The sequence below is a fragment of the Pseudomonas sp. B33.4 genome, assembly GCF_034555375.1.
In the GTDB taxonomy this organism is placed as follows: domain Bacteria; phylum Pseudomonadota; class Gammaproteobacteria; order Pseudomonadales; family Pseudomonadaceae; genus Aquipseudomonas.
In genome coordinates this window covers 2,808,418-2,833,066 of sequence record NZ_CP140706.1, presented here as the reverse complement: position 1 = coordinate 2,833,066, position 24,649 = coordinate 2,808,418, and the positions used below count along the sequence as shown (strand labels likewise).

22 protein-coding genes are annotated in these 24,649 nt (G+C 61.4%); 6 read left to right on the top strand and 16 right to left on the bottom strand.

Annotation, left to right across the window (positions count from 1 at the left end):
- The first annotated feature begins 4 nt into the window (after nt 1-4).
- The 3 genes from U6037_RS12480 to U6037_RS12470 are packed head-to-tail and all read left to right on the top strand — an operon-like array spanning nt 5 to nt 3,359.
- Entirely contained in the window at nt 5-1,201 is a 1,197-nt protein-coding gene (locus U6037_RS12480) for an amidohydrolase family protein (RefSeq protein ID WP_322846965.1), read from the top strand.
- A complete protein-coding gene (locus U6037_RS12475; protein WP_322846964.1) occupies nt 1,198-2,685 on the top strand; it encodes an amidohydrolase family protein in 1,488 nt (495 codons plus the stop codon). The genes U6037_RS12480 and U6037_RS12475 overlap by 4 nt, the downstream gene beginning before the upstream one ends.
- 11 nt (nt 2,686-2,696) lie before the next feature.
- On the top strand, nt 2,697-3,359 hold the full coding sequence (locus U6037_RS12470) for a flavin reductase family protein (RefSeq protein ID WP_016985312.1): 663 nt from the start codon (nt 2,697-2,699) through the stop codon (nt 3,357-3,359).
- Between the two features lie 128 nt (nt 3,360-3,487).
- Here U6037_RS12470 and U6037_RS12465 read toward each other — a convergent pair whose 3' ends face one another.
- The 8 genes from U6037_RS12465 to U6037_RS12430 form a co-directional block, all read right to left on the bottom strand.
- A complete protein-coding gene (locus U6037_RS12465) occupies nt 3,488-4,147 on the bottom strand; it encodes a DUF799 domain-containing protein (protein ID WP_141130022.1) in 660 nt (219 codons plus the stop codon).
- On the bottom strand, nt 4,144-4,515 hold the full coding sequence (locus U6037_RS12460) for a DUF4810 domain-containing protein (RefSeq protein WP_322846963.1): 372 nt from the start codon (nt 4,513-4,515) through the stop codon (nt 4,144-4,146). Before U6037_RS12460 ends, U6037_RS12465 begins: the two co-directional genes overlap by 4 nt.
- 28 nt (nt 4,516-4,543) lie before the next feature.
- Complete coding sequence (locus tag U6037_RS12455) at nt 4,544-5,230, bottom strand: CsgG/HfaB family protein (protein ID WP_161986630.1); 687 nt, start codon at nt 5,228-5,230, stop codon at nt 4,544-4,546.
- A gap of 256 nt (nt 5,231-5,486) precedes the next feature.
- Nucleotides 5,487-8,585, bottom strand: coding sequence for an error-prone DNA polymerase (locus tag U6037_RS12450; protein WP_322846962.1), 3,099 nt, complete (start codon nt 8,583-8,585; stop codon nt 5,487-5,489).
- Nucleotides 8,561-9,976, bottom strand: a complete 1,416-nt coding sequence (locus tag U6037_RS12445; RefSeq protein WP_322846961.1) for a DNA polymerase Y family protein — start codon at nt 9,974-9,976, stop codon at nt 8,561-8,563. The genes U6037_RS12450 and U6037_RS12445 overlap by 25 nt, the downstream gene beginning before the upstream one ends.
- 7 nt (nt 9,977-9,983) lie before the next feature.
- Nucleotides 9,984-10,601: a translesion DNA synthesis-associated protein ImuA gene (gene imuA, locus U6037_RS12440; RefSeq protein WP_122600346.1), complete on the bottom strand. Its 618-nt coding sequence runs from the start codon at nt 10,599-10,601 to the stop codon at nt 9,984-9,986.
- Entirely contained in the window at nt 10,601-11,218 is a 618-nt protein-coding gene (gene lexA / locus U6037_RS12435) for a transcriptional repressor LexA (protein ID WP_064120653.1), read from the bottom strand. The genes imuA and lexA overlap by 1 nt, the downstream gene beginning before the upstream one ends.
- 164 nt (nt 11,219-11,382) lie before the next feature.
- Nucleotides 11,383-12,285 (bottom strand): LysR family transcriptional regulator, encoded by a 903-nt coding sequence (locus U6037_RS12430; protein WP_322846960.1) that lies wholly within the window; start codon nt 12,283-12,285, stop codon nt 11,383-11,385.
- A gap of 103 nt (nt 12,286-12,388) precedes the next feature.
- On the opposite strand from U6037_RS12430, the gene U6037_RS12425 reads away from it, so the two are divergent.
- From U6037_RS12425 to U6037_RS12415, 3 genes are all read left to right on the top strand, one after another.
- Nucleotides 12,389-14,131, top strand: a complete 1,743-nt coding sequence (locus U6037_RS12425) for an amidohydrolase (protein ID WP_322846959.1) — start codon at nt 12,389-12,391, stop codon at nt 14,129-14,131.
- Between the two features lie 146 nt (nt 14,132-14,277).
- Nucleotides 14,278-15,015 carry a TorF family putative porin gene (locus tag U6037_RS12420; protein WP_322846958.1) on the top strand — a complete coding sequence of 246 codons (738 nt, stop codon included), beginning with the start codon at nt 14,278-14,280 and terminating at the stop codon, nt 15,013-15,015.
- 229 nt (nt 15,016-15,244) lie between these two features.
- Nucleotides 15,245-16,903 (top strand): phosphoethanolamine--lipid A transferase, encoded by a 1,659-nt coding sequence (locus U6037_RS12415; RefSeq protein ID WP_322846957.1) that lies wholly within the window; start codon nt 15,245-15,247, stop codon nt 16,901-16,903.
- Nucleotides 16,904-17,031: 128 nt separating this feature from the next.
- On the opposite strand, the gene U6037_RS12410 is transcribed toward U6037_RS12415, so the two are convergent.
- The 8 genes from U6037_RS12410 to U6037_RS12375 all read right to left on the bottom strand — a co-directional run bounded on the left by U6037_RS12410 (nt 17,032) and on the right by U6037_RS12375 (nt 24,551).
- Nucleotides 17,032-17,310 carry a DUF971 domain-containing protein gene (locus U6037_RS12410; RefSeq protein ID WP_322846956.1) on the bottom strand — a complete coding sequence of 93 codons (279 nt, stop codon included), beginning with the start codon at nt 17,308-17,310 and terminating at the stop codon, nt 17,032-17,034.
- Nucleotides 17,307-18,269, bottom strand: a complete 963-nt coding sequence (locus U6037_RS12405) for a HEAT repeat domain-containing protein (RefSeq protein ID WP_322846955.1) — start codon at nt 18,267-18,269, stop codon at nt 17,307-17,309. Before U6037_RS12405 ends, U6037_RS12410 begins: the two co-directional genes overlap by 4 nt.
- Nucleotides 18,266-19,114, bottom strand: a complete 849-nt coding sequence (locus U6037_RS12400; RefSeq protein ID WP_322846954.1) for an ABC transporter ATP-binding protein — start codon at nt 19,112-19,114, stop codon at nt 18,266-18,268. The genes U6037_RS12405 and U6037_RS12400 overlap by 4 nt, the downstream gene beginning before the upstream one ends.
- Nucleotides 19,114-19,896 (bottom strand): ABC transporter permease, encoded by a 783-nt coding sequence (locus U6037_RS12395; protein WP_322846953.1) that lies wholly within the window; start codon nt 19,894-19,896, stop codon nt 19,114-19,116. The genes U6037_RS12400 and U6037_RS12395 overlap by 1 nt, the downstream gene beginning before the upstream one ends.
- Nucleotides 19,897-20,148: 252 nt before the next feature.
- Nucleotides 20,149-21,552: an ABC transporter substrate-binding protein gene (locus U6037_RS12390; RefSeq protein ID WP_322846952.1), complete on the bottom strand. Its 1,404-nt coding sequence runs from the start codon at nt 21,550-21,552 to the stop codon at nt 20,149-20,151.
- A gap of 230 nt (nt 21,553-21,782) precedes the next feature.
- Entirely contained in the window at nt 21,783-22,028 is a 246-nt protein-coding gene (locus U6037_RS12385) for a 4Fe-4S dicluster domain-containing protein (protein WP_003225615.1), read from the bottom strand.
- Nucleotides 22,029-22,056: 28 nt separating this feature from the next.
- Nucleotides 22,057-23,787: a fumarate reductase/succinate dehydrogenase flavoprotein subunit gene (locus U6037_RS12380; RefSeq protein WP_322846951.1), complete on the bottom strand. Its 1,731-nt coding sequence runs from the start codon at nt 23,785-23,787 to the stop codon at nt 22,057-22,059.
- A complete protein-coding gene (locus tag U6037_RS12375; protein ID WP_322846950.1) occupies nt 23,784-24,551 on the bottom strand; it encodes a GntR family transcriptional regulator in 768 nt (255 codons plus the stop codon). Before U6037_RS12375 ends, U6037_RS12380 begins: the two co-directional genes overlap by 4 nt.
- Between the last annotated feature and the right edge of the window lie 98 nt (nt 24,552-24,649).

Genomic DNA, 24,649 nt, shown 5'->3' with positions numbered 1-24,649 from the left:
TTGTATGACCCAGCCACACTGGCTCCGCAACGTACGCCCCTACGGCGCCCCCGCCGAAGACCTGCTGATCGACAACGGCCGGTTCGCCCAGCGCCGCCCGGCCACCAATACGCCGCTGGCCGCCAGCGACATCGATGGCCACAACCAACTGCTCACCAGCGCGCTGGTCGAAAGCCACGTCCACCTCGACAAAACCCTCTACGGCCAACCCTGGCGCCCGAACAGCGCCGGCCCCACGCTCAAGGATTACATCAGCAACGAACGCCGCATCCTCCGCGAAGTCACGGCCCCCATCGCCGAACGCGCCGGTGCGCTGCTGGAAAACTGCATCGCGCGCGGCTCGCTGACGATGCGCTGCCACGTCGACATCGACCCGGAATTCGGCCTGCGTCACGTCGAAGCCATGCAGCAATTGCGTGAACGCTACAAAGACCTGATCGATCTGCAACTGGTGGTGTTCCCGCAAACCGGGTTGATCAGCCGCCCCGGCACCGCCGAATTGATGCGTGAAGCCATGACACTGGGCGTCGAGAATGTCGGCGGACTTGATCCCTGCGGTATCGACAACGACCCGATTGCGCAGCTGGATTTCGTCTTCAAACTGGCGGCAGAGTTTGGTCGTGGCGTGGATATTCACCTGCATGACAAAGGTGAACTGGGCCTGTGGCAAATCGCGCTGATCGCCGATTACACTGAGCGTTTCAGCCTGCAAAACCGGGTGATGATCAGCCACGCCTATTGCCTCGGCATGTTGCCGTGGAGCCAGGTCAAACCGGTCGCTGAACGCTTGGCGGCGCTGGGTATTTCGCTGATGAGTTCGGCGCCCGCCGACACGGCGGTGCCGCCATTTCTGCCGTTGCGTGAAGTCGGCGTGAATGTCTGCCTGGGTTCCGATGGCATCCGCGATGCGTGGTCGCCGATGGGCAATGGCGACATGCTGGAGCGGGCAATGTTGTTGGCGTTTCGCTTTGATCTGGGCAAGGACGATGAACTGGCGGCGGCGTTTGACGCGGCCACGGTCAATGGTGCGCGAGCGCTGGGCATTGCGGATTATGGATTTGCGCTCGGGCAGCGTGCGGACTTCTTGCTGATGCCGGTTGAAACCCTTGGCGAAGCCGTCGTTGCGCGGCCATTGCGGCAGGTCTATCGCGCGGGTTCCTTGATCGCTAGCGGCGGTCGTTTGCTGGACAGCCGCCTGTGAAACGCATCGGCCTGCGCGCCACTTGCGTGGTCGGTTTCGACGGCACGCAGCATGTGCTGTGGCGCGACGGTGAAGTCGTGTTTGCCGGCTCGCGTATCGAATTTGTCGGCCGTGGTTATCAGGGGCCGGTGGATCAGTGGATCGACTACGGCAATGCCCTGATCGGCCCCGGTTTCATCGATCTGGATGCGCTGGGCGATCTCGATTCCACGGTGCTGACGCTGGACAACGGCGACGAGCGCAGCATGGGCCGCATGTGGTCCGCCGAGTATCTGGCTGCCGGCCCGCGTGAAACTTACAGCCCGCAAGAAGAGGTCTTCAAATACCGCTACGCCTTCACTCAGTTGATCCGCAACGGCATCACCACGGCGATGCCGATCACCTCGATGTACTACCGCGAGTGGGCGGAAACCTACGATGAATTTGCCGCCGTCGCCGAGGTGGCGGCAGAGTCAGGGCTGCGAACTTACCTCGGCCCCTGCTACATGAGCGGCATGAGTTACTGGCGCGCCGACGGCTCAATCGCCCATCACTGGGATGAGGAACGAGGACTGGCCGGGCTGGGTGCCGCTGAACGCTTCTTCAAGGATTTCGACGGCGCGCACAACGGTTTGATTCGCGGTGCGCTGTTGCCCGATCGCATCCAGACCTGCACCCCGGCGTTGCTGCAACGCACCTCGGCGCTGAGCCGCGAACTCAATGCACCGATGCGCCTGCATTGCTGTCAGGCGCTCAGCGAAGTGGCGATGGTCGAGCAATTGCGCGGCACCTCGCCGCTGGGCTGGTTGCAGCAACTGGAGTTGCTCACGCCGCGCAGTCTGCTGCCACACGGCATCTACACCACTGGCAATGACGATTTGCAGCGGGTTATCGACGCCGGCGCGAGTCTGGTGCATTGCCCGTTGGTGTTTGCCCGTGACGGCGAAGCGCTGAACTCGTTCGGTCGCTACCGCGCCAGGGGCATCAACTTTGCGCTGGGCACTGACACCTGGCCTGCGGATCTGCTGGAAAACATGCGCCACGGCTTGAACATCGCTCGCTTGATGGAGGGCGGCCCGGCGCTGACCAGCAGCCTCGACCTGTACAACGCCGCGACGCTTGGCGGCGCGCGGGCACTGGGGCGTGATGATATCGGCCGCCTGGCCCCCGGCGCCAAAGCCGACATTACCGTGTTCAGCCTGCGCGGCCTGCATCTGGGGCCGCTGTTCGATCCATTGAAAAACCTGCTGCTGGCAGGTCGTGGCGACGATTGCATCGCCAGTTACATCGACGGTCGCTGTGTGATGCACGACGGTCAGGTCAGCGGCGTCGACTACCCCAGCCTGCAACGCCAGGCCCAACGCCAATACGAAAAACTGATGCGCAGCCACAGCGATCGGGCCTTTGCCCGACCGGACTGGAAAACCCTGTTCCATCCGGCCATTCCGTTCGCCGATGACTACAGCGCCGACGCGCCGTTGAGCGCGATTGATCCACTTGCCTAGAGACTTCTGCCATGCACAGCTTTGATTTCAGCCAGCTCAGCCCACGGGAAAAATACAAGATCCTGATCGGCAGCGTCGTGCCCCGGCCGATTGCGCTGGTCACCACCATCGATGGCGAGGGCCGGGTCAATGCCGCGCCGTTCAGCTTTTTCAATGCACTGTCGGCCGATCCACCGATTCTGGCATTGGGTGTCGAGAATTACGGCGATCAAAGTCCGAAAGACACAACGCGCAATATCCAGCTCAATCAGGAGTTCACCGTGAACATCGTCAGCGATGCACTGGTGGAGGCCATGAACGTCTGCGCCGTGCCCTTCGCGCCGGGGTTCGATGAACTGACCGCTGCGGGGCTGACGGCGATTCCCGGTACGACAGTGAAATGCCCGCGCATCGGTGAGGCACCGGTGGCACTGGAATGCCGGCGGATGATGGCGCTGAACATCGGTCAGTCACGTGAGATCATTTTTGGCGAGGTGTTGATGGCGCACGTGCGCGATGAGTTGATCGACCCAAAGACGCTGTACATCGATCAACTGGGCCTGGACGCGATCGGACGCATGGGTGGCCATGGTTACGCGCGAACCCGCGACTACTTCGATCTGCCGACCCGCTCGTTGCAAGCGTGGACGGAAGCGCCGGGGGGTGGCGAGCGGTTTTGGCCAGCCCCGAAATAACCCAGAGCAACGCATTCCCCCTGTGGGAGCGAGCTTGCTCGCGAAAGCGGCGGATCAGTCAGCAATTGTGTCGACCGGTATGACGCCTTCGCGAGCAAGCTCGCTCCCACAGGGATTTGTATCGTTTCTTAGTCCGTGCCGTACTTCGGCGAGCGTGGGCCGTACAGCAGGCCTGCGCGATGTCCGGCCGAGAGCAGACGATTGCTCGCCACACCGGCAATCGGGTAGCCGGCATCGGTGGCGCTGTTGATGACCTGCTTCACAGCCGCCGTGATCAGCATGCCGATCAGACCGCCACCACCGTTGTTGCCGCCCTCCTCGCTCGACGCCCGCGCCGAACCGGTCCACAGCGTCGTGCCGCTTTTCAGGTCGACCAGTTTCGCCGTTGCGGTCACCGCAGTTTCGCTGCTGATCACCATGTAACGCGTGCCGTACTCGGTCACGGTGATGTACAGCGCCGCGTCCGCACCGAAGATTTCCTTCAGTTTGCTCGGCGGTGCCTGATGGATATCGTCCGGGGTGGTCAGGCCGTTCTGGCGGAACGTCTCGTCAACCAGCGCGATCGGCAGCACGTAGTAACCGGCCTCGGCCAGCGGGAACGTCACTTGCGACAGCAGGCTGTACGACGCCTTCACATCCGGCGAGGTATTCAGCGGTGGCAGCACCAGAATGGTTTTCGGCCGCGCCTGTTTGTAGGCCGAGTAATCCACGGTTTTGGGGGCGACGCAGCCACCCAGCACGGTCAGGGCCAGACCGGCGGCCAGCAGTTTCAAGGTACGCGCGATCATTTCGCGTCTCCGCTCTTGGCGTTCTTGAGCAGGAAATCCATGTACGTGCCGGACTCGGGGAACAGGGTTTTCTCGGTTTTGAACTGCTGCACCATCTGGTCGTCCTTGCCCATGCTCAGATAGAGCAGGCCAAGGTGCGCGTGGTAACCCGGTGGTACGGCTTTGCCGGTGGAGCGGATTTTCTGCAGGTCACGTTCCAGCGCTTCAGCCTGGGCTTCTTTCGGCTCTTCGCCTTTGAAGTATTCGTAGACTTGCGGCTCGTAGCCTTCCCATTGGTACAGGGTTTGCGGGCCGGCAGCACAACCGGCCAGCAAGGCACTGGCAGCCAGCGTCAGCGCCATCAACGAGCGCGACAGATTCAGAGTCATGGGTGTTGCTCCTTGCAATGGGCGTCGATCAGTTGCCCGGTTTCCAGGCACCGGCGTTCATGCCATCCACCAGACGATTGATCGCCTCGCGCATGGCCAGATCCAGTACTTTGCCGTTGAGGGTGGAGTCGTAGGCAGCGGTGCCGCCGAAGCCGATGATTTCGCGGTTGGACAAAGCGTATTCGCCGGCGCCCTGAGTCGAATACACCACTTCGGAAGTGCTGATGTTGACGATGTTCAGGTTGACCTTGGCGTAGGCGACTTGAGTTTTGCCACGGCCGAGAATGCCGAACAGTTGATGATCGCCAGTCTCTTTGCGGCCGAACTCGGTGACGTCACCGGTGACCACGTAATCGGCGCCTTTCAAGCGTTGCGCCTGGCCCTTGATCGCGGCTTCCTGCTGGATTTCGCCCATGTTGTCGCGATCCAGCACGCTGAAGCGATTGGTTTGCTGCAAGTGGGTGATGAGGATGGTCTTGGCCTGACCGCCGAGACGGTCGACGCCGTCGGAGAATATCCCGCGCATGTAGCTGGAGCGGTTGTCGAACTTGCCCACGGCCATTGGCACGCGAACGCCGGTCCAGACTTGTGTGGCGCTTTCTACCTTGGCCACCGGCAGCGCGCGGGAGCTTTCGGTGGCGCAACCGGCGAGTGTGCCGGCAATCGTGCCGAGCACAGCAATCGCGACGCCTGAAACCAGCATCCGGGAGATCATTCTCACTGAATATTCCTTTTGAAAAACGGGGATGTCCCGGCGCGGCAAAGCGCAGCGGGAGCTGAAAAGGGGCGGCATTATGACAAAGTGCCATCATTCGTGACAGGTTTTTTTGACGCCAGTGAATTGGCTGCCTTGAACAGAAGCAAAACCCTGTAGGAGTGAGCCTGCTCGCGATAGCGGTGTGTCATTCACGTTGATGTTGTCTGACACACCGCTATCGCGAGCAGGCTCACTCCTACAAGGGTTGTGTTGATCAGTGGAAGTCGCGGCTCTGCACGCGAATGCCATTGAGCAGCGGGCTGAGGTCGCTCAGGCGGCCTGCAATCAAATGGCGCACTTCGCCCTCGCGCTCCCAGCGGCCATCGACCTTGAGCAATTGCGAACCGACCAGCACTTGCCGCTGACGCTCGGCCAGATCGCGCCAGACCACCACGTTGACGTTGCCGAATTCGTCTTCCAGGGTCACGAAGGTCACGCCACTGGCGGTGCCCGGTCGTTGCCGTCCCGTCACCAGTCCGGCGACGCTCACCGGTCGGCCGTGTTCGACCTCAAGCAACTCCTGCGAACTGCGGCAGCGCCGGGTTTTGAGTTCGCCACGCAACAGCGCCAGCGGATGCGGCCCCAACGTGGTGCCGACGGTGCTGTAATCGGCGTGCAGATCCTCGCCAACGCTGGGTTTGGGCAGCACCACCTCGGCCTCCTCCTGACTTGGCAACCCGGCAAACAGGCCCAGCTGTTTCTGCACCCCGGCCACTTCCCAGCGCGCCCGATGCCGATGCCCGGCCAAACCACGCAACGCCCCGGAGTCGGCGAGTAACGCCTGCGCCCGACTGTCGAGCACCGCCCGCTCGCCCAGATCAGCGACATCGGCAAACGCCCCGCTCGCCCGCGCCGCCTCGATGCGTCGGGCATCGTCCTCGCGAAAACCCTTGATCATGCGCAGGCCCATGCGAATCGCCGGTTGCGCCGCCGTGGTGGTTTCCAGGCTGCAATCCCAGTCACTGGCGCGCACATCGACCGGGCGAATCTGCAACTGATGCCGGCGCGCGTCCTGCAAAATCTGATCGGGGCTGTAGAAACCCATCGGCCAGCTGTTGATCAGCGCACAGGCGAATGCCGCCGGTTCATGACACTTGAGCCAGCAACTGGCGTAAGTCAGCAAGGCGAAACTGGCGGCGTGGGACTCGGGGAAACCGTAGCTGCCGAAGCCTTTGATCTGCTCGAAAATCTGCGCGGCGAACTCCGGCGTATAGCCGTTTTTCTTCATGCCGGCGGCCAGTCGCTCCTTGTGCGGTTCAAGTCCGCCATGACGTTTCCACGCGGCCATCGAGCGACGTAATTGATCGGCCTCACCGGGGCTGTAATCGGCGGCGACAATGGCGATCTGCATCACCTGTTCCTGAAACAGCGGCACGCCGAGGGTTCTTTCCAGAACGACCTTGAGTTCTGGCGACGGATAGGTTTCCTCTTCCTCCTTGTTCCGGCGACGCAAGTACGGATGGACCATCCCGCCCTGAATCGGCCCCGGGCGGACAATGGCCACTTCGATCACCAGATCATAGAACTTCGCCGGTTTCAGGCGTGGCAGCATCGACATCTGCGCCCGCGACTCGATCTGGAACACACCGATGGTGTCGGCGCGGCTGATCATCTCGTAGGTCGGCTTGTCTTCGGCCGGAATGGTCGCCAGGCTCAGATCCTGATTGCGGTGACGGCGCAACAAGTCAAAGCAGCGACGGATTGCGCTGAGCATACCGAGGGCGAGGATATCCACCTTGAGCAGGCCGACCGCGTCGAGGTCGTCCTTGTCCCACTGGATGATCGTGCGCTCGGCCATGGCGGCGTTCTCGACCGGCACCAGCGTGTCCAGCGGCTGCTCGGAAATCACGAAGCCACCGGGATGCTGCGACAAATGTCGGGGGAAGCCGATCAACTGCCCGGTCAGGCTCAGCACCCGGCGCAACACCGGGCTGTCGGGGTCGAAACCACCTTCCAGCAAACGCGCGACCGGCGGGGTTTCATCACTCCAGTGGCCGCAGCAATCGGCCAGTGCGTTGATCTGATCCGGCGGCAGACCCAAGGCCTTGGCCACATCACGTACCGCGCCGGCAGCGTGGTAAGTGCTGACCACCGCCGTCAGCGCCGCACGACCACGGCCGTAACGGCGGAACACGTATTGCAGGACCTCTTCACGGCGTTCGTGTTCGAAGTCGACGTCGATATCCGGCGGTTCGTTGCGCTCCCTGGACATGAAGCGTTCGAACAGCAGCGTGGTGCGGTCCGGGTCGATTTCGGTGATGCCCAGCGCAAAACACACCGCCGAGTTGGCTGCCGAACCACGGCCCTGACAGAGGATTTTTTGCTCACGGGCAAAGCGCACCACGTCGTGCACGGTGAGGAAATAACTTTCGTAGCCGAGTTCGGCGATCAGCTTCAGCTCTTTATTGATCTGCCTAAGCACCTTGAAGGGCGCACCTTTCTTCCAGCGCCAGGCGATGCCTTCCTTGGTCAGTTGCCTCAGCCAGGAACTGGCGCTGTGCCTCTCGGGAACCAGCTCTTTCGGGTATTGATAACGCAACTCGCCCAGATCGAAGGTGCAGCGCCGGGCCAGACTCACCGATTCGTCGAGCAAGGCCTGCGGATACAACTCGCGCAATACCTCGACGCTGCGCAAATGCCGCTCGCCATTGGGGTGCAAACGCAGCCCGGCTTCGGCCACCGGGACGTGATGGCGGATCGCGGTCATGGTGTCCTGCAAGGCGCGCCGGCCACGGGCGTGCATGTGCACATCGCCGCTGGCCACGGCCGGAATCTGCAACTCGGCGGCCAGACTCAGCAATGCCGCCAGCCGCTGCTGATCGTCCTGGCCACGATGCAATTGCACCGCCAGCCACAGGCGTTCGCCGAAGGTCTGCCGCAGCCAACGGCCCTCGTCTACCTGATCAAGCGAGTCCGGCACCCACAACACCAGCAGCCCCGGTTGCGGCTCGCTGAAATCTTCGCGCAACACCTGATACTGGCCTTTTTGCGTGCGCCGCCGCGCGCGAGTGATCAAGCCGCACAGCGCCTGATAGCCCGCCAGGTTCTCCACCAGCAACAGCAGTTTCGGGCCGTTTTCGATGCGCACTTCACTGCCAATGATCAGCGGTAGCTCAACTGATTTTGCCGCTTGCCACGCCCGCACGATCCCGGCCAATGTGCATTCATCGGTGATTGCCAGTGCCTGATAGCCGTGTTTTTTCGCGCGCTGGAACAGCTCCAGCGCACTGGACGCACCGCGCTGGAAACTGAAGTTCGACAAGCAGTGCAGTTCGGCATAACCGTCGTTCATGCAAACCAGCCCTGCAGCCACAATGGACCGCCCTCACCCACCGTGCGATAAGCCCAGCCCTGTTGGCCAGCGCGGTTCTGGATCAGGTAATAATCGCGGCGCACATCGTCACCGTCCCACCAGCCCGATTCGATGCGCTCCGGGCCCATGAGAATCCGCGCCGAACCTTCCACCACGCTCTGCGGCTCACCGAGCAGCCAGCCCGGACGGTGCACGCTGGGCAAACCGGCGCAGCGCTGTTTGTCGACGCCGTGCTGCCACGCGCACTCCGGACGATGATCGGCCTGAAAGCGCAGCCCCTGCACCGCGTCATCGCCCAAGCGTGCGCGCAGGCGTTCGCGCAATTGCTCCCAGGGCAAGGTCTGTTGCGGACGATCGTCGAACAGTTCCTGAAACTGCGGAACGAAACTCGGCAGATCCTCGGCGCGCAGACGAAAGCCACGCACGGGCGCCTCGACCTGCACTTGCTCCAGCCGCCCGCGCGCCAGTTCGAAGAGCATCGCCGGATCACGCTCGGCACTGAGCAGGCCGACTTTGATCACGCTGTCCGGCAGGCCGGCGTGTTCCAGATGCAGGTCGAAACGCTGCACGCCGCTGTCACGTCCGCAGAGGAACGCCGACAGGTCACCGGTCAACCGGCGTAACGGGAACAGCAAGGCCTGATGCGACTGCACGTCGAAATTCAGTTCGATACGCACATCGAAGCGATCCGGCGGCAGGTAAAACTCCAATGCCAATGGCCGTGCACCGAACAAGGTGTCGAGGTGTTTGAGCATCTGCGCCTCGAAACGCCGTGCCAGCGCCTGACGTGGCAGGCTTTGCAGCTGACTGAGGTTGCGCAGGCCCATGCGCGACAACGCCGTGGCCACCGCCGGTTCCAGCCCGACGCGGTCGACGGGCAACTGGCCGAGGTGATGCTGCAAGGCCTCGCCGTCCGGCACTACCAGCCCGTCATAAGCATTGGCCAGTACCCGCGCCGCCACCGGATTCGGTGCAGCGACGATGCGATGGCGGAAACCCAGATCGCTCAGTTCCTTGCGCAACCGTGCTTCGAACTGCGCCCAGGAACCGAACAGGCCCAGGCTCGATTCGATCTCGAACACCACGGTGCGCGGGTAATGCACACTCACTTGCGCACTGAAACCGTAAGCCCACGCGGCGAGAAACTGCTGCCAGTGTTCGACCTCGGCAGCCTCATAATCGGCGGTGGCAAAACCCTTGCTCATGGCCTGGGCGGCAGTCATCGACTGACCGGCGCGCAGACCGAGTTTGCGCGCGGCAGGGTTAACCGCTTGCAGCACCCGGCGCTGGGCCGGCCCGCTGAGCAGCACCAACGGTTCATCAGGATCGGGACGTTGACGCAGCACCGCGTCCAAGGCCAATTGCGGAAACAGAATACACACCCAGCGCATGGCGACCTCAGTGACCCACGGCAAAGGCAATCGGCGCCGTGCGCGCCAATCCGCCACGGCACTTGAGCACGCGCAACTGCGCAGGCTTGGCGTCGATGGCGATGCGTAACGCCGCCGGTGACGGGTTGACCGCTTCACTCAGCGGCCGCCAGGCAAATGCCAGGGTCTGGCCGGTTTCCGCCGCCACCTGCAAACGTCGCAACGCGCGGTCATCGGCCTTGTGCGGCCAGCACAGCACCGCGCCGCAACTGCCCGAACGCAAACACTGTTCCGCCGCCCACAAGGCATCGCGCTCACTGGCCTGAATCACCGACAACTGACGCAGATCGACCCCGGCGTTCGCCCACGCCTGCGGGTACGGCACGAATGGCGGCGCCACCAGCACGATGCGCTCGCCCGCCGCCGATAACCGCGCCAGCGTTGGCCAAACCAGTTGCAGCTCACCGACACCGGGGCCGGCCAAAAGGATTTCGCTCAGCGCCGCTTCCGGCCAGCCGCCGCTGGGCAGTGCCGCGTCCAGCGCCGCATGCCCGGTCGGTTGCGGACTGGCAGCGGGTGGCGCAGGCCGGCCCTTCCAGACCTGGCCGCCATTGAACAGCGTATCCAACGCAACGACGGCGCCCATCAGCCTTGCCTCACCAGACCACAGAACACGCCTTCGATGGCCAGGTCCTGATCGTCGCGCACGACAATCGGCCGATACGCCGGGTTGCGCGGCAACAGGCGCACTTCATCGCCGAGCCGTTCGAAGCGTTTGATGGTGACTTCACCGTCGAGCCGCGCCACGACAATCTGGCCATTGAGCGCCTCGGGATTGCGCCGCACGCCGACCAGATCGCCGTCGAGAATGCCGTCCTCGATCATCGAATCGCCCTGCACCCGCAGCATGTAATCGGGTGTGCGCGAGAACAGCGCCGGGTCGAGCAGCAAGCGGCTATGGATGTCGGCATCGGCGCCGATCGGCGCACCGGCAGCGACGCGGCCCAGCACGGGGATGTCGAGCAGTTCCGGGCGTGGCGGTTGCCCGAGCAGGCGAATGCCACGGGCCTGATGCGGATTGACCTCGATAAAACCGGCTTCGGTGAGCGCGAGCACGTGCTTGCGCGCCACGCTGCGCGAGGCAAAACCAAAAGCCTCGCTGATTTCAGCGAGGCTTGGGGGCTGACCGTGTTCGGCGATGCGATCGCGGATAAACGTCAGGATGGCGGTACGGCGGGGAGTCAGATTGGTCATGGAGTACATTTGTACTCCTGTAGGATTTTCCTGACAAGCGCCGCCAGTCGGCCTAAGCCGACGTAGGAGCTGCCGAAGGCTGCGATCTTTTGATGTTGTTTTTTAAGGGCAAGATCAAAAGATCGCAGCCTTCGGCAGCTCCTACAGGGGTTGTAGCGTCAGCTCAACCCACGTTAGGCGAGAAATGCTGCGATGTAATCGATGAAGGCAACGACTTTCGCCGTGGCCCGTCGATGACTCGGATACACCGCCAGGATGTGCGGGCCAAAGGTGTCCGGGTCGATCTCATAGTCGGCCATGACCCGCACCAGTCGCCCGTCGGCAATGTACGGCGCGGCGCTCCACAGCGGCGTGTGCAGCAAACCGCGTCCGGCCAAGGCACTGGCCAGCAACAGATCGTAATTGTCACTGCGTAACAGCGGCGCCGTCGGTTGCGCCAGACTCAAACGCTGCCCGTCACGCTCGGCCCACCAGAACTCGCGGCTGAGCAACGGATGCTGATAGAGCAGCCATTCATGCTCTTCGAGGGTCTGCGGATTCACCGGCAAGCCCTTGCGCGCCAGGTACTCCGGGCTGCCGCACAGAGCCAGACGATTGCTGCCCACCACTCGCGCAATCAGCCCCGGCAAATCATAATGGCCCTCACGCAGCGCCAGGTCGTAGCCACTTTCCAGCAGATTGACGAACGCATCGCACAGGTCCACTTGCAGGCTGATCTGCGGGTATTGCTGCAAAAAGCCGTCACACACCTGATCGAGAAACGCCCGCCCATACGCCAGCGGTGCGGTGATTTTCAGGCTGCCGCGCAAGCCGTGCTGCAACTGCTCGATTTCCTCACTGGCCTCATCGAGCCGTTGCAACACCAGCCGCGCGGTTTCCAGATACACACGGCCGATTTCGGTCAACAGAATCCGCCGAGTACTGCGTTCAAACAGCCGCGCACCCAGCTCCGCTTCCAGGTGATTGACCGCTTTGGTCAGCGCCGACGGGGTTTTGCCCAATTGCTCGGCGGCGCGGCTGAAACTGCCGAGCTGCGCGGTGACCACGAACATTTTCAATGCGCCCAACTTGTCCATGCTTTTTCCATTCAGGCAAAAACGTTTTTCGTGAGGGAGGCGTTCTGTCAGCCGCTGCCAGCCACTAATCTCGCCATCAGACGCAATAACAAGGAAATCTTCAATGAAAAGATTCATCCCGAGTCTGTTGGTAGCCGCTGTAAGTTTTGCCTCGATGGAAGCCATGGCAGCACCTGATCTGATCCTGCTCAACGGCAAGATTTTCACTGCCGATCGCGCTCAACCCAAGGTGCAAGCCTTGGCCGTAGAAAACGGCAAAGTGCTGAAAGTCGGCACCGACGCGCAGATCAAAGCCTTGATCGAACCCGGCACCCAAGTGATCGACCTCAAGGGCAAAGCGCTGATGCCCGGCCTGATCGACAGCCACTCCCACGCGATTTTCGGCGGACTGGAAATGGTCTCGGCGAACATGGAAGACGAAGTCGTCGCTCTCGACGAGCTGCAAAAACGCCTGCGCGACTGGCGTGAAGACGGCACAGCGAAACACGGTGATGTGCTGAGCATTGCCGGCATGAGTTCGGCTTACTGGGCGCAAGCCGAGGCACTCGGCAAAACCTTCAACAGCGGTGAATGGGCCAATGTGCCGGTGGTGTTCATCGGCAGCGACCACCACACCGCGTGGGCCAACAACGTCATGCTCAAGCGCGCCGGTATCGACGCCACGCTGCTGAAAACCCTGCCCGACGCGGAAAAAGACACCATCGGCAAACTGGCCAACGGTGAGCCGAATGGCTTTGTGGTCGACGCCGGATGGGACCGGGTCGCCTCGAAAATGCCGGTGCCAAGCCCCGCCGACATGTTGAACGCCGCCAAATCCGCAGTGCGCTACAACAACAGCCTCGGCATCACCGCGTGGATGGACCCGGCCGCCAACGCCGCACCGGGCGAAGCGGTGTTCGCGCTCAAACCGACCGAGAAAACCGTCGGCGTGCTGCCGGCTTATAAAGCGCTGTCGGAAAGCGGCGACATGAGCGTCCACGTCGCCGCGTTGCTGGTGGCCAACCCGAGAAGCGTACCCGCCGACCTCGACACGCTGGACAAGGTGCGCCAGCAATTTCAGGGCATTCCCAACCTGACCCTGCCCGGAATCAAGATCTTCGCCGACGGCGTGATTGAATTCCCGGCGCAGAGTGCGGCGATGATCGATCCGTACAGCAACTCGCACAAACAGGGCGAACTGCTGATCGATCCGCAGCATTTCGGCGAACTGGTCAGCGCCATCGACCAGCGCGGCTGGCTGGTGCACATCCACGCGATCGGCGACCGTGCGGTGCGGGAATCGCTGAACGGCATTGCTCAGGCGCGCAAGGATCGTCAGAGCGGCGTGACCCACTCGATCACTCACCTGCAAATGGTCAACCCGCAAGAGTTCGCCCGCTTCAAACCGCTCAATGTCATCGCCTCAATGCAATTGCTGTGGGCCAGCGCCGACGACTACACCACCGACATGATCAAGCCCTACGTCAGCGCCCTCGCCTTCCGCTACCAGTACCCGGCGCATTCGCTGTTGAAACAGGGCGCGACGATTGCCGGTGCGAGTGACTGGCCGGTGTCTTCGCCAAACCCGTTCAACGCCATGGCGCAGGCGATCACCCGCGTCGGCCCGTTGGGCGTGCTCAATGCCGACGAGCGTCTGGATCGCGACACCATGTTCTATGCCTACACCGTTAATGCGGCGCGGACGATTGGTCTGGAGAAGCAGATCGGCTCGCTGACGCCGGGCAAACAGGCTGACTTTATCGTCCTCGACCGCGACGTGTTCAGCGTCGACAACAAAGCCCTGCATGACACCCAGGTTCTGCAGACCTGGTTCGGCGGCCGTCAGGTCTACACCGCCATCCAATAACAACACTGCTCCCCCTGTAGGAGCTGCCGAAGGCTGCGATCTTTTGACTTTGATTTTAAAAAACCAAGATCAAAAGATCGCAGCCTTCGGCAGCTCCTACAGGTTTACTTCCTGCCCCCATAAAAATCACAACATCGGGACTTCACATGAAAGCCTTGCCCCTGTTCGCCCTGAGTTTCTTGAGCGTGCTGCCCTTGAGCAGTTTTGCGATCCCCTTGAACGATGACTTTGCGCTGTTGGTCGACCTGACCCTGGCCAGCGATTACCGCACTCGCGGCATCTCGCAAACGCAAAACGACCCTGCCGTGCAGGCCGGTCTGACCCTCGCCCACAGCAGCGGTCTGTACCTCGGCGCCTGGAGTTCCAACGTCGGTTTCGGCGGCGGTCTGAAAACCCGCCAGGAAGTCGATTACTACGGCGGCTGGCTGTGGCAAGCGACCGAGGATGTCAGCCTCGATCTGGGTTACATCAAGTACGCCTACCCCAAGGAAAGCCAGTTCAACCAGAGCGAGGTCTACGGGATTCTCGGGGTTTATGGGGTGAAACTGGCGGCGTATTACTCCAGCGATGCGCCGGGGATCGATAGCAAGCAGAGTTCGCTGTACAGCTATGTCAGCTATGAAACCGAGTTGCCGTTCGACTCAGGCTTGAAGTTGCGATACGGCAATATGGATTTCAAGGATGCGCATTTGTACTCGGCGTCCGGCAGCGCTGAGGACTCGTACCGCGAATGGGAAGTCAAAGTCACCCACAATCTGGCGGGGGTGGTGTTGGGGTTGAGTTATATCGATACCGATCTCTCACAAACCCAATGTCTGAGCAATTGGGGTTTCAAAGACGTCTGCACCGCCACCGTCGTCGCCAGCGTCAGCAAATCTTTCTGAAAAAACGCTGACCATCTGTGGGAGCGAGCCTGCTCGCGAAGGCGGTGTGTCAGGCAAAATTGATGTTGGCTGTTCCTCCGCTTTCGCGAGCAGGCTCGCTCCCACAGTTTTGATAGGGGTGAGCCAGCAGGTAGTTGTTACAGGATGTTTACGAATTTTTTACTAATGCTCTTCTACAGTTACCCGCGCAACCGCGTGGTTTTTCTCTTCATGTAGAGGGATGTTTGACATGGCTTTGGGCAACGGACTGCGTTTACCGTCCATCACTCCTACCCGACTGGTGCTGCTGTTTTCCCTGGCGCTGGTGGCGTTGTACAACCTGGCGACCTGGAAAGCGTTGGGTACGCTGATCACCCTGCAAGGCGCGCACAAAGTAGCGTTCTTTGCTTCGTTCGGGCTGTTTCTGTGGGCCGCGATCACTTTGCTGCTGACCCTGGTGTCGTTTCGCTGGACACTGAAACCGGTACTCACCGTGGTCGCCCTGCTCTCGGCTTGCGCCGCGTATTTCATGAACGAATACGGCATCACCATCGACACGGTGATGATCCAGAACGTCTTCGAAACCAACCCCGCCGAAGCCACCGCGCTGTTTAACGGCAAGCTGCTGGCTTACGTGCTGCTGCTCGGCGTGTTGCCGGCAGTGCTGATCTGGCGCTGGCCGGTGAGTTATCGGCCGTTCTTTCGCGGCTTGCTCAACAAGATTCTGGTGATCATCGTCTGTGTGCTGGTGATCGCCGCGTCAGTGGGCACCTTCTATTCGACCTACGCGCCGATCTTTCGCGAAGAAGACAAACTCACCCACTTCATCAACCCGACCAACTACATCTACGCGATCAGCAAGTACACCAAGCAACGCTTGGGCATCAAAAAGCACTTCGTGGTGCAGGCCATTGGCGAAGACGCAGTGATGAGCGCCAAGGCTGCCAGCCGCGAGAAGAAATCACTGATGGTGTTTGTAGTCGGTGAAACCGCCCGCGCCGATCATTTCTCGCTGAACGGCTATGAACGCGAGACCAACCCCGAACTGAGCAAGCAGGACATCCTCAATTTCACCCAGGTGCACTCCTGCGGTACGTCGACGGCGGTCTCGGTGCCGTGCATGTTCGCGATGTTCCCGCGCAAGGATTACAGCGACAAGAAAGGCAAAACCTACGAAGGCCTGCTCGACATCCTCCAGCGCGCCGGCGTGCAAGTGCTGTGGCTGGACAACAACAGCGACTGCAAAGGCACCTGCCTGCGCGTGCCACATCGCGATATTTCAAAGAATCAGCCGGGGCCGTTCTGCGACGGCAACAACTGCCTCGACGAAGCCCTGCTGGCGGACCTGCAAAGCTACATCGACAGCCTCAAGGGCCACGCGATCATCGTCCTGCATGCGGACGGCAGCCATGGCCCCGAGTACTACGAGCGCTATCCGCAAGACATGGAACGCTTCAAACCGATCTGCCACACCAACCAGTTGGGCAGTTGCAGCCGCGATGAACTGGTGAACGTGTACGACAACACGATTCTCTACACCGACCATTTCCTCGCCAAGGTCATCGAGCTGCTCAAACACAATCAGGATTCGCTGGACACCTCGATGGTGTATGTCTCCGATCACGGTGAATCGCTCGGCGAGAATGGCCTGTATCTGCATGCGGCGCCGTATGCGCTGGCGCCGGAAGCGCAGACGCACGTGCCGATGGTGATGTGGTTCGGCAATGGCACGCTCGCCAGCGAAGGGATTGATCGCGGCTGCCTGCAAGGCAAGACCGGGCAGACGGATTTGAGCCATGACAACCTGTTTCACTCGGTGCTGGGGTTGTTTGAGGTGAAGACCTCGTTGTATCAGCCGGGGCTGGATATTTTCCATGGCTGCCGGCCCTCAATGACGGCCGCCCAGTAACCTGGGAATGACACAACCCCCTGTGGGAGCGAGCCTGCTCGCGAAGGCGGCGTATCAGTCGCCATCAAGGCTGAATGAACCACCGCATTCGCGAGCAGGCTCGCTCCCACATTTGGATATTTGTCGGGTCAAGGGTTGAGGTTTGCCAGATAAGCCCACGGGTAGATGCCGCGCTGGTGGCCGTCGCTGAACACCAGTTGCACGCCATAGCCCTGCGGGTTGAGTTCGATCAGGCGCACGCGGTCATCCACCAGCGGCGTCAGGCCTTTCAGGCGAAACGCGCGGCATTGCGAGCACGGGCACTGGCGGCGCAGTTCGGCGTGATTCAGCTGTTGTTCGCGGCCGTCCGGCCAACTCAATCGTAGCGTCCCTTCGCTCTGCGAATTCCCCACCGACAGCGGGTTCATTGCAACTGACTCAGGGCGATGCGCACGGCTTTGCGCACTTCCGGGTCGCCGTCGTCCTGTGCGGACTGCAATGCGGCCACGGCGCCGCGATCATTCAGTTCGCCCAAGGCCAGTGCGGCTTCCTTGCGCAGGTTGCTGATGCGATGGCCGAGTGTGTCGATCAGCGCGTCCAGTGCCGGGGCAAATTGCAAACGACCAAGGCTGCGGGTGGCACGCAAGCGTACTTGCCAGTAGTCATCGCTCAAGGCTTCGACCAGCGCTGAGCCCGCGTCAATGTGGCCGACCTTGCCCAAGGTCGTCGCGGCTTCTTCGCGCACTTGCCAGGCGTCGTCCTGCAAGGCCTGGCGCAGGGCCGGGAGGACTTCGGCGCTGGAGGCCAGGCCCAAAGCACCGGTAGCCGCGCGGCGGACCTCGGTGTCCGGGTCTGCGCTGGCCAATCGTGCCAGGGCGGGTAAAGCGTCGAGTTGCTTGAGCCAGCCGAGCACGCCCACGGCTTCACGACGAACGCTGGCGTCGGCATCGTTCAGCGCCGAAACCGCAGCCGGCGCGGCGTCGGCGAAACGCAACTCACGCAAGGCACGGAACGCAGCGATACGCACACTGACGTCGGCATGATCAGTCCACGGCAGAATCACCCGCCCCGCCGCTTCGGTTTTGAGCAAGCTCAGGCTCTGCGCGGCGGCCGATTGCACGGCGGGCGACGGGTCGGTCAAGGCTTCACACAAGGCTTGCACGACGGCCTCATCTTCCCAGGCTTCCAGCAACCACGCGGCTTCAGCGCGGACGTCTTCAGCGGGATCCTGGCCGAGGCGATCGACCAGCCAGAGCAAGCCATCCGGCTCTTCCAGATCCGCCAGATCAATCAGCGCAATACGCCGCACACCAGCGTCTTCAGCAGTCAGGCGCGGTTGCAGATCGAGAATGTCTTGGTTATCGGTCACAGCAAAAATAGAGGTCATAGGGCAAATCGCGGCAAAGGGTTTTCGGGAGGCAGGCCGAGCGGATTGAGGCGCGGCAGCGGTTGGTCATTGTCGTGGCGCAGCAGGTCGAGGCAGTGGCGTTTGAGTCGGGAGAACTCGGGACTGGTGACCAGTTCGCTGGTGCGCGGTCGGGCAAAATCCAGACGCAAGTCTTCGATGATGCGCCCCGGCCGTGCGCTCATCACCAGCAAGCGGTCGGCGAGAAACAGCGCCTCGTCAATGTCGTGAGTGACGAAGACCACGGTGGTGCGGATGCGCGTCCAGATGTCCAGCAGCAGTTCCTGCATGTTCAGACGGGTCAGCGCATCCAGCGCGCCGAACGGTTCGTCCATCAACAACAGGCGCGGACGATTGACCAGCACACGGGCGATTTCCACGCGTTGCTGCATACCGCCGGAAAGCTGATCGGGCCAGCGTTCGGCAAAGCCTTCGAGGCCGACCAGTGTGAGGATGTCATCGGCGGCGCGATGCCGTTCGGCCTTGCCGATGCCACGCATCTTCAGGCCGAACGCAACGTTGTCACGCACCGTGCGCCACGGGAACAGCGTGTGATGCTGGAACACCATGCCGCGCTGCGGTGACGGGCCAGATACCGCCGCGCCATCGACTTTCAGGCTGCCAGCGTGCGCACTCAGATGCCCGGCCAATGCACCGAGCAAGGTCGATTTGCCGCAACCGGACGGGCCGAGAATACAGACGAACTGGCCCGGTTCGATCTGGCAATCGAGTTCGCGCACCGCTTCGAACGCTTCCCGACCGTGGCCGAGGACGATGGAAAGTTGGCGAATATCGATCCGTCCTTCCGAGGTTTGCATCACGCTCATCAGGCTTTTCCTCGCGGTCGATGCCAGGGCGTGAACAACCCGCCCAGGCGTTTGATCAGCAGACTGCTGCCCATGCCCAACACACCGATCAAGAGCATGCCGACGACGATGTCGGCGTAGTTCTGAATGGTGTAGGACTCCCAGGTGTAGTAACCGATGCCGAACTGGCCGGAGATCATTTCTGCCGTCACCAGGCAGAACCATGAAGTGCCCATGCCGATCGCCAGACCGGTGATGATGCTCGGCGCGGCACCGGGCAGGATCACTTCGAGCAGGATTGCGCGGCGCCCTGCTCCGAGGCTTTTCGCTGAGGCGATCAGGCGCGGATCGACGCCTTCGACGCCGTGCACGGTGTTGAGCAGGATCGGGAACAGTGCGCCGGTGAAGGTGATGAAGACCATCGACAATTCAGAGGACGGGAACATCAGGATCGCCAGCGGGATCCAGGCGACGGCGGGGATTGGGCGCAGGACTTCGAGCGGTGGCAGCAGCAGGTCTTCGGCCCATTTCGAGCGGCCGATGGCGAGGCCCAGGGCGATGCCGATCACCAGCGCAGCGAGGTAGCCGGCGAAGACGCGGCTGAGGCTGGCGGTGAGGTGTTGCAGGAGCTTGCCGGAGTCGCCCAGGCCAAGCGCGGCTTCGATCACCGCCAAGGGTGTTGGCACGTTGGCGAAGGTGACCAGGCCGAGGTTCCAGTGGTGGCTGGCGGCGAGTTGCCAGAACAGCAAGCAGAGCAGCAGTGAGGCGGCTCTTGATGTCCAGCGTAGGGTGGGTGTTTTCATGGAGCGGGTTTCCGGTTGTGGAGCTGTGTGATGGCTGAGATCTACCCCCTCACCCCAGCCCTCTCCCCCAGGGGGGCGAGGGGGAAAGGGAGCCGATCTTCATGCTTTTCAAAACCTGAGTTCGGCTCGATAGAGTCTTTTCAAAACCTGAGTTCGGCTCGATATTTCAGGTCGGCGTACCTCGCCCAAACACCGCGGTCAGTCCCCTCTCCCTCTGGGAGAGGGCTAGGGTGAGGGGCTGTTGATCTTCAATCAGCGCGCAGCAACAGCCTGGGCAGTGGCATCCGTAAAATCGAAAACCTTGCCACCCTGCGCCGAGGCAAATTGCTGAGCCTGCCCCTTAAGCAAAAACGCACTCAACCGCCCCTTGCCATCACTGGCAAACCACGCCTGCTCCGCCAGCAACTTGATCCCGCTGTCACTGGCCTGCGCATACACCGCCCGAACGTTTTTGCCTTCCTGCTTCAACGCGGCGAGCGCAGTGAACGCCTCTTCCGCTGAAGCGTATTGGCGCACCTTGTCCTCACCCCGCACCCAGATTTCCGCGACATGGCTGAAGTCGGTAATCGCTTTACCGGTCGCCGTATCCGTGGCTTTCAGCGGCGTCTGCGCGTAATTGGCCAATTGCGCCGTGTAATCCAGATTCGAAGCCTTGAACGCCTCACGGATGTACTGATCATCAATGAAGCTGTTCAGATCGAGCCCGCGATCAGCTTTCTTCAGCAATTTCAACGTGTCGATCGCCGTGCCGACTGCCTGACGATATTCCGGCTTCCAGCTCAGGTCGCGGGTCTGCACGCCAAGCGGGCCGTGGAACAGGTAATTCACTTCGGCATCGACACCAGTGACTTTGGCGATCAGCTCGCTGTACTTTTCAGGCTCGGCAGCGAGCAGCTGATTGGCCTCGATGCTCGCGCGCAGGTACGCAACGACGACCTCCGGGTACTTCTTCGCATACGCCTGATCAACCAGCGCACCATGGAACGTCGGCGCATTGGCCTGGGCGCCGTCATAGATCTTGCGGGCGAAGCCCCGGCTCGGGAACAGTTCGGCGAACGGCACAAAATCGGCGTGAGCGTCGATCTTGCCGGCCTGCAACGCCGAGCCGGCGACTTCCGGCGGCTGAGCGATGATGTTGACGTCCTTGAGCGGATCCCAACCCTGTTCCGCCACCGCACGCAGCAACATGCCGTGCGCAGTGGAGGCAAACGGTACGGAAATCGTCTTGCCCTTGAGTTCGCTCAGCGACTGCACGCTGGACGCGCTCGGTACAACAATACCGTTGCCGCTGCCCTTTATGCTCCCCGACAGCACGCTGATGAACAGGCTGTGTTTGCCGGCGGTTTCAAACGCGACGCCGTTGAACGCACCGGGGAAATCGGCCATGGCGCCGAAGTCGAGTTTGCCGGCGACCATCTCGTTGGTCAGCGGCGCGCCGCTGGTGAAGTTCTTCCACTGCACGTCGTACTTCGCGTCTTGGTAGGCGCCGTCGTGGGGCAGGTATTTGTCGAGCAGGCCAAGTTCACGAATCAACAGACCGCCAGCGGCGCAGTTGATGGTGGTGTCCTGGGTGCCGATGGCGATGCGGATGGTTTCGGCCGAGGCCGACACAGTGAACGAAGCCAGTACCAGACCGGCGAGTGCTGCACGCAACATGGTTGTTTCCCCTCGAATCATTTATTTGAGTTCGTCTCCGCCGCGATCAGGGCGCGGTGGGAAACGAGGGGTGTTTTTCAATTCAGCGTCCGGGGTTTACCGGATGGCTTGGGGTTGTCACAAATCCAATGTAGGAGTGAGCCTGCTCGCGATAGCGGTTTTCCAGATGTTGATGTGCTGACTGACACACCGCTATCGCGAGCAGGCTCACTCCTACAGAGGAAAGCGTTTCAGCGCAGGAGATAGGGGATGTCGACCTTGACGGCACCCGTCGGGCAATCCTTCTCGCACGGCATGCAGTACCAGCATTCATCGAACGCCATATAGGCCTTCTGCGTCGCCGGATTGATCGCCAGCAAGTCCATCGGGCAAACGTCGACGCACACGGTGCAGCCCTTTTCGGCGATGCATTTGTCCTCGTCCACGGTGACGGGGGCGTTGGAGCGGAAGAAGATTTCCTGAGCTTGATAGGCCATGGTTCGGACTCTTTGATTTATTGATGTATCAAGCGGCGAAAGCGCCGACCCGCAAACGGTCGTAGGCCTGCATTTCCTCGGCATCGAGCGGGATGATGTAAGGTTCGACGGCTTTCTTGAAACTGGTCATCTGGCCGTCCTCACCCTTCTTCAGATGGCAATGGCAGAACCACTCACTGTCGTTGCGCTGCGGGTGATCGACGCGATAGTGGTACAGGCCCCAACGGCTTTCGGCGCGGAACAACGAGGCGCGCGCGGCCATCTCGGCGCAGTCGCGAATCACGCTGGTTTCCATCGCGCGCATCAGCTCGTGAGCGTTATTGGCCTTCATCTGCTCGAGATCGCGTTCGATGTCGCTGAAGCGTTGCAGGCCGATCTGCATCTTCTTGGTGACTTTCGGCGGTTGCAGGTAATCGTTGACGAAGCGCCGCAGCTTGTACTCAACCTGCGCCGGCGGCAGACCGTGTTCGCGATCCAGCGGTGCGTAGACCCGGGCCTTTTCCTTCTCAATCTGCTCGGCATCCAGCGCAGAAAACTCGCGACCGGCGACGAAATCTGCAGCGTTGTGCCCGGCAAACCAGCCGTAGGTGAACGCGCCAAGCATGTAGTTATGCGGCACGGCAGCCATGTCACCCGCCGAGTACAAGCCTTTCACCGAAGTTTCGGCGCGTTCGTTGACCCACACGCCGGACGCCGAGTGGCCGCTGCAAAAGCCGATTTCGGAGATGTGCATTTCGACCATCTGCGTGCGGTAGTCGGTGCCGCGATTGGCGTGGAACTGACCACGGCTCGGACGCTCGTTGCTGTGCAGGATTTCCTCGATGTTCTGGATGGTTTCTTCGGCCAGGTGATCGAGTTTGAGGAACACCGGGCCGTTGCCGCTCTCCAGTTCCTGGTGAAATTCCCACATCATCTGCCCGCTCCAGTAGTCGCACTCGATGAAGCGTTCTCCCTTGTTGTTGGCGGTGTAGCCGCCCAACGGGCCGGTGACGTAAGCGCAGGCCGGGCCGTTGTAATCCTTGATCAGCGGGTTGATCTGGAAGCATTCGAGGTTGGCCAGTTCGGCGCCGGCGTGATAAGCCATCGCGTAGCCGTCGCCGGCGTTGGTCGGGTTTTCATAAGTGCCCATCAGGTAGCCCGACGACGGCAGACCGAGGCGCCCGGCAGCGCCGCAGGCCAAAATCACCGCTTTGGCCTTGATCACATGAAAATCGGCGGTGCGGCAGTCGAAGCCCATCACACCGCTGACGGTGCCCTCCTCGTCAGTCAGTAACCGTGTGCAGACGAGACGATTGGTGATGCTCACCCGCGCACGTTTCAACTGCCGATAGAGGACCTTTTTGATGTCGTGCCCTTCCGGCATCGGCAGCACGTAGGCGCCCATGTGGTGGACTTTTTTCACCGCGTAATCGCCGGTTTCGTCCTTCTCGAACTTCACGCCCCAGCGGTCGAGCTGTTCGATGGTTTCGAAGCTGTGCGTTGCGTAGGCGTAAACGGCGGCCTGATTGACGATGCCGTCGTTGGCGATGGTGATTTCCTTGGTGTACTGCTCCGGTGTCGAGTGGCCGGGGATGATCGCGTTGTTCAGGCCATCCATGCCCATGCTGATCGCGCCGCTGCGTTTGACGTTGGCCTTGTCGACCAGCAACACGCGCAAATCGCGATTCTTTTCCTTAGCCTTGATCGCCGCCATCGGGCCTGCGGTGCCACCGCCGATGACGACGATGTCGTATTCCTGTTCGAGAACGTTGCGGGTCATGCCTGCTCCCCTTTTTGCCGGTCGATCCGCAGGCGGTACTGGAACGCATCGCCACGGTAGTAAAGGTGTTCGAAGTCCAGCGGCTGGCCTTGCGCATCGTGGGTCAGACGTTCGATGCGCATGATCGGCGAGCCGGCCTCGACGTTCAGCGCCTGGGTCAGGTCGCTGTCGGCGAGCACCGCGTCGATGGCCAGATCGGCGTGGCCGAGGGCGATGCCGCAGTCGTTTTCGAGAATCAGAAAGATGTCGCGGGTGACCAGATCAGCCTTCTCCAGGCGCTCGCCGACGGCTTTGGGCAGGTAGGTGATTTCCAGCGAGATCGGCTCACGGTTGATCAGCCGCACGCGTTTGATCTGCGCCACGGTTTCGCCTTCGGCAATTCGCAAACGTTCGGCAACGCGCTTGTCGGCGGGGATGAATTTGAAGCTGCGCAGGCGGTTGATCACCTCGTAGCCACGACCGGTCATGGACTCGGCGAGGCCTTGCAGGCTGCTGACGTTTTGAAAGGTTTTCGGCTTGGCGACGAAGGTGCCTTTGCCGTGGATCTTGAAAATCAGCCCTTCCTTCTGCAGATCGCCCAGTGCCTGACGCACGGTGATGCGGCTGACTTTGAACAGCGCACCGAGTTCGCTTTCGGAGGGCATTTGGCTGTCTTGCGGGTATTCGCCGTCGAGAATGCGCGCACGGAGGACGTCGCGCAGTTGGGTGTGCAGCGGGACACTTGATAAGGAGAGCGGGCTTAAAGAGAGAACGTTATCGGTCATCACGGGATCACTTGTTATAACGAGTTATGACGTGATCTTAGGGTTGTTATGACAAGGTTGAGAAATACCGAATGGGCATAACCTTAGATTGGTGTTGG

Excerpts from the sequence above, each read along its gene's own strand:
- U6037_RS12395 (WP_322846953.1), bottom strand. The coding sequence starts at position 19,896 with ATGAAAACACCCACCCTACGCTGGACATCAAGAGCCGCCTCACTGCTG.
- U6037_RS12455 (WP_161986630.1), bottom strand. The coding sequence starts at position 5,230 with ATGATCTCCCGGATGCTGGTTTCAGGCGTCGCGATTGCTGTGCTCGGC.
- U6037_RS12385 (WP_003225615.1), bottom strand. The coding sequence starts at position 22,028 with ATGGCCTATCAAGCTCAGGAAATCTTCTTCCGCTCCAACGCCCCCGTC.
- U6037_RS12425 (WP_322846959.1), top strand. The coding sequence starts at position 12,389 with ATGAAAAGATTCATCCCGAGTCTGTTGGTAGCCGCTGTAAGTTTTGCC.
- U6037_RS12465 (WP_141130022.1), bottom strand. The coding sequence starts at position 4,147 with ATGATCGCGCGTACCTTGAAACTGCTGGCCGCCGGTCTGGCCCTGACC.
- U6037_RS12430 (WP_322846960.1), bottom strand. The coding sequence starts at position 12,285 with ATGGACAAGTTGGGCGCATTGAAAATGTTCGTGGTCACCGCGCAGCTC.
- U6037_RS12470 (WP_016985312.1), top strand. The coding sequence starts at position 2,697 with ATGCACAGCTTTGATTTCAGCCAGCTCAGCCCACGGGAAAAATACAAG.
- U6037_RS12400 (WP_322846954.1), bottom strand. The coding sequence starts at position 19,114 with ATGAGCGTGATGCAAACCTCGGAAGGACGGATCGATATTCGCCAACTT.
- U6037_RS12405 (WP_322846955.1), bottom strand. The coding sequence starts at position 18,269 with ATGACCTCTATTTTTGCTGTGACCGATAACCAAGACATTCTCGATCTG.
- U6037_RS12460 (WP_322846963.1), bottom strand. The coding sequence starts at position 4,515 with ATGACTCTGAATCTGTCGCGCTCGTTGATGGCGCTGACGCTGGCTGCC.
- U6037_RS12445 (WP_322846961.1), bottom strand. The coding sequence starts at position 9,976 with ATGCGCTGGGTGTGTATTCTGTTTCCGCAATTGGCCTTGGACGCGGTG.
- U6037_RS12410 (WP_322846956.1), bottom strand. The coding sequence starts at position 17,310 with ATGAACCCGCTGTCGGTGGGGAATTCGCAGAGCGAAGGGACGCTACGA.
- U6037_RS12415 (WP_322846957.1), top strand. The coding sequence starts at position 15,245 with ATGGCTTTGGGCAACGGACTGCGTTTACCGTCCATCACTCCTACCCGA.
- lexA (WP_064120653.1), bottom strand. The coding sequence starts at position 11,218 with ATGTACTCCATGACCAATCTGACTCCCCGCCGTACCGCCATCCTGACG.
- imuA (WP_122600346.1), bottom strand. The coding sequence starts at position 10,601 with ATGGGCGCCGTCGTTGCGTTGGATACGCTGTTCAATGGCGGCCAGGTC.
- U6037_RS12390 (WP_322846952.1), bottom strand. The coding sequence starts at position 21,552 with ATGTTGCGTGCAGCACTCGCCGGTCTGGTACTGGCTTCGTTCACTGTG.
- U6037_RS12480 (WP_322846965.1), top strand. The coding sequence starts at position 5 with ATGACCCAGCCACACTGGCTCCGCAACGTACGCCCCTACGGCGCCCCC.
- U6037_RS12420 (WP_322846958.1), top strand. The coding sequence starts at position 14,278 with ATGAAAGCCTTGCCCCTGTTCGCCCTGAGTTTCTTGAGCGTGCTGCCC.
- U6037_RS12380 (WP_322846951.1), bottom strand. The coding sequence starts at position 23,787 with ATGACCCGCAACGTTCTCGAACAGGAATACGACATCGTCGTCATCGGC.
- U6037_RS12375 (WP_322846950.1), bottom strand. The coding sequence starts at position 24,551 with ATGACCGATAACGTTCTCTCTTTAAGCCCGCTCTCCTTATCAAGTGTC.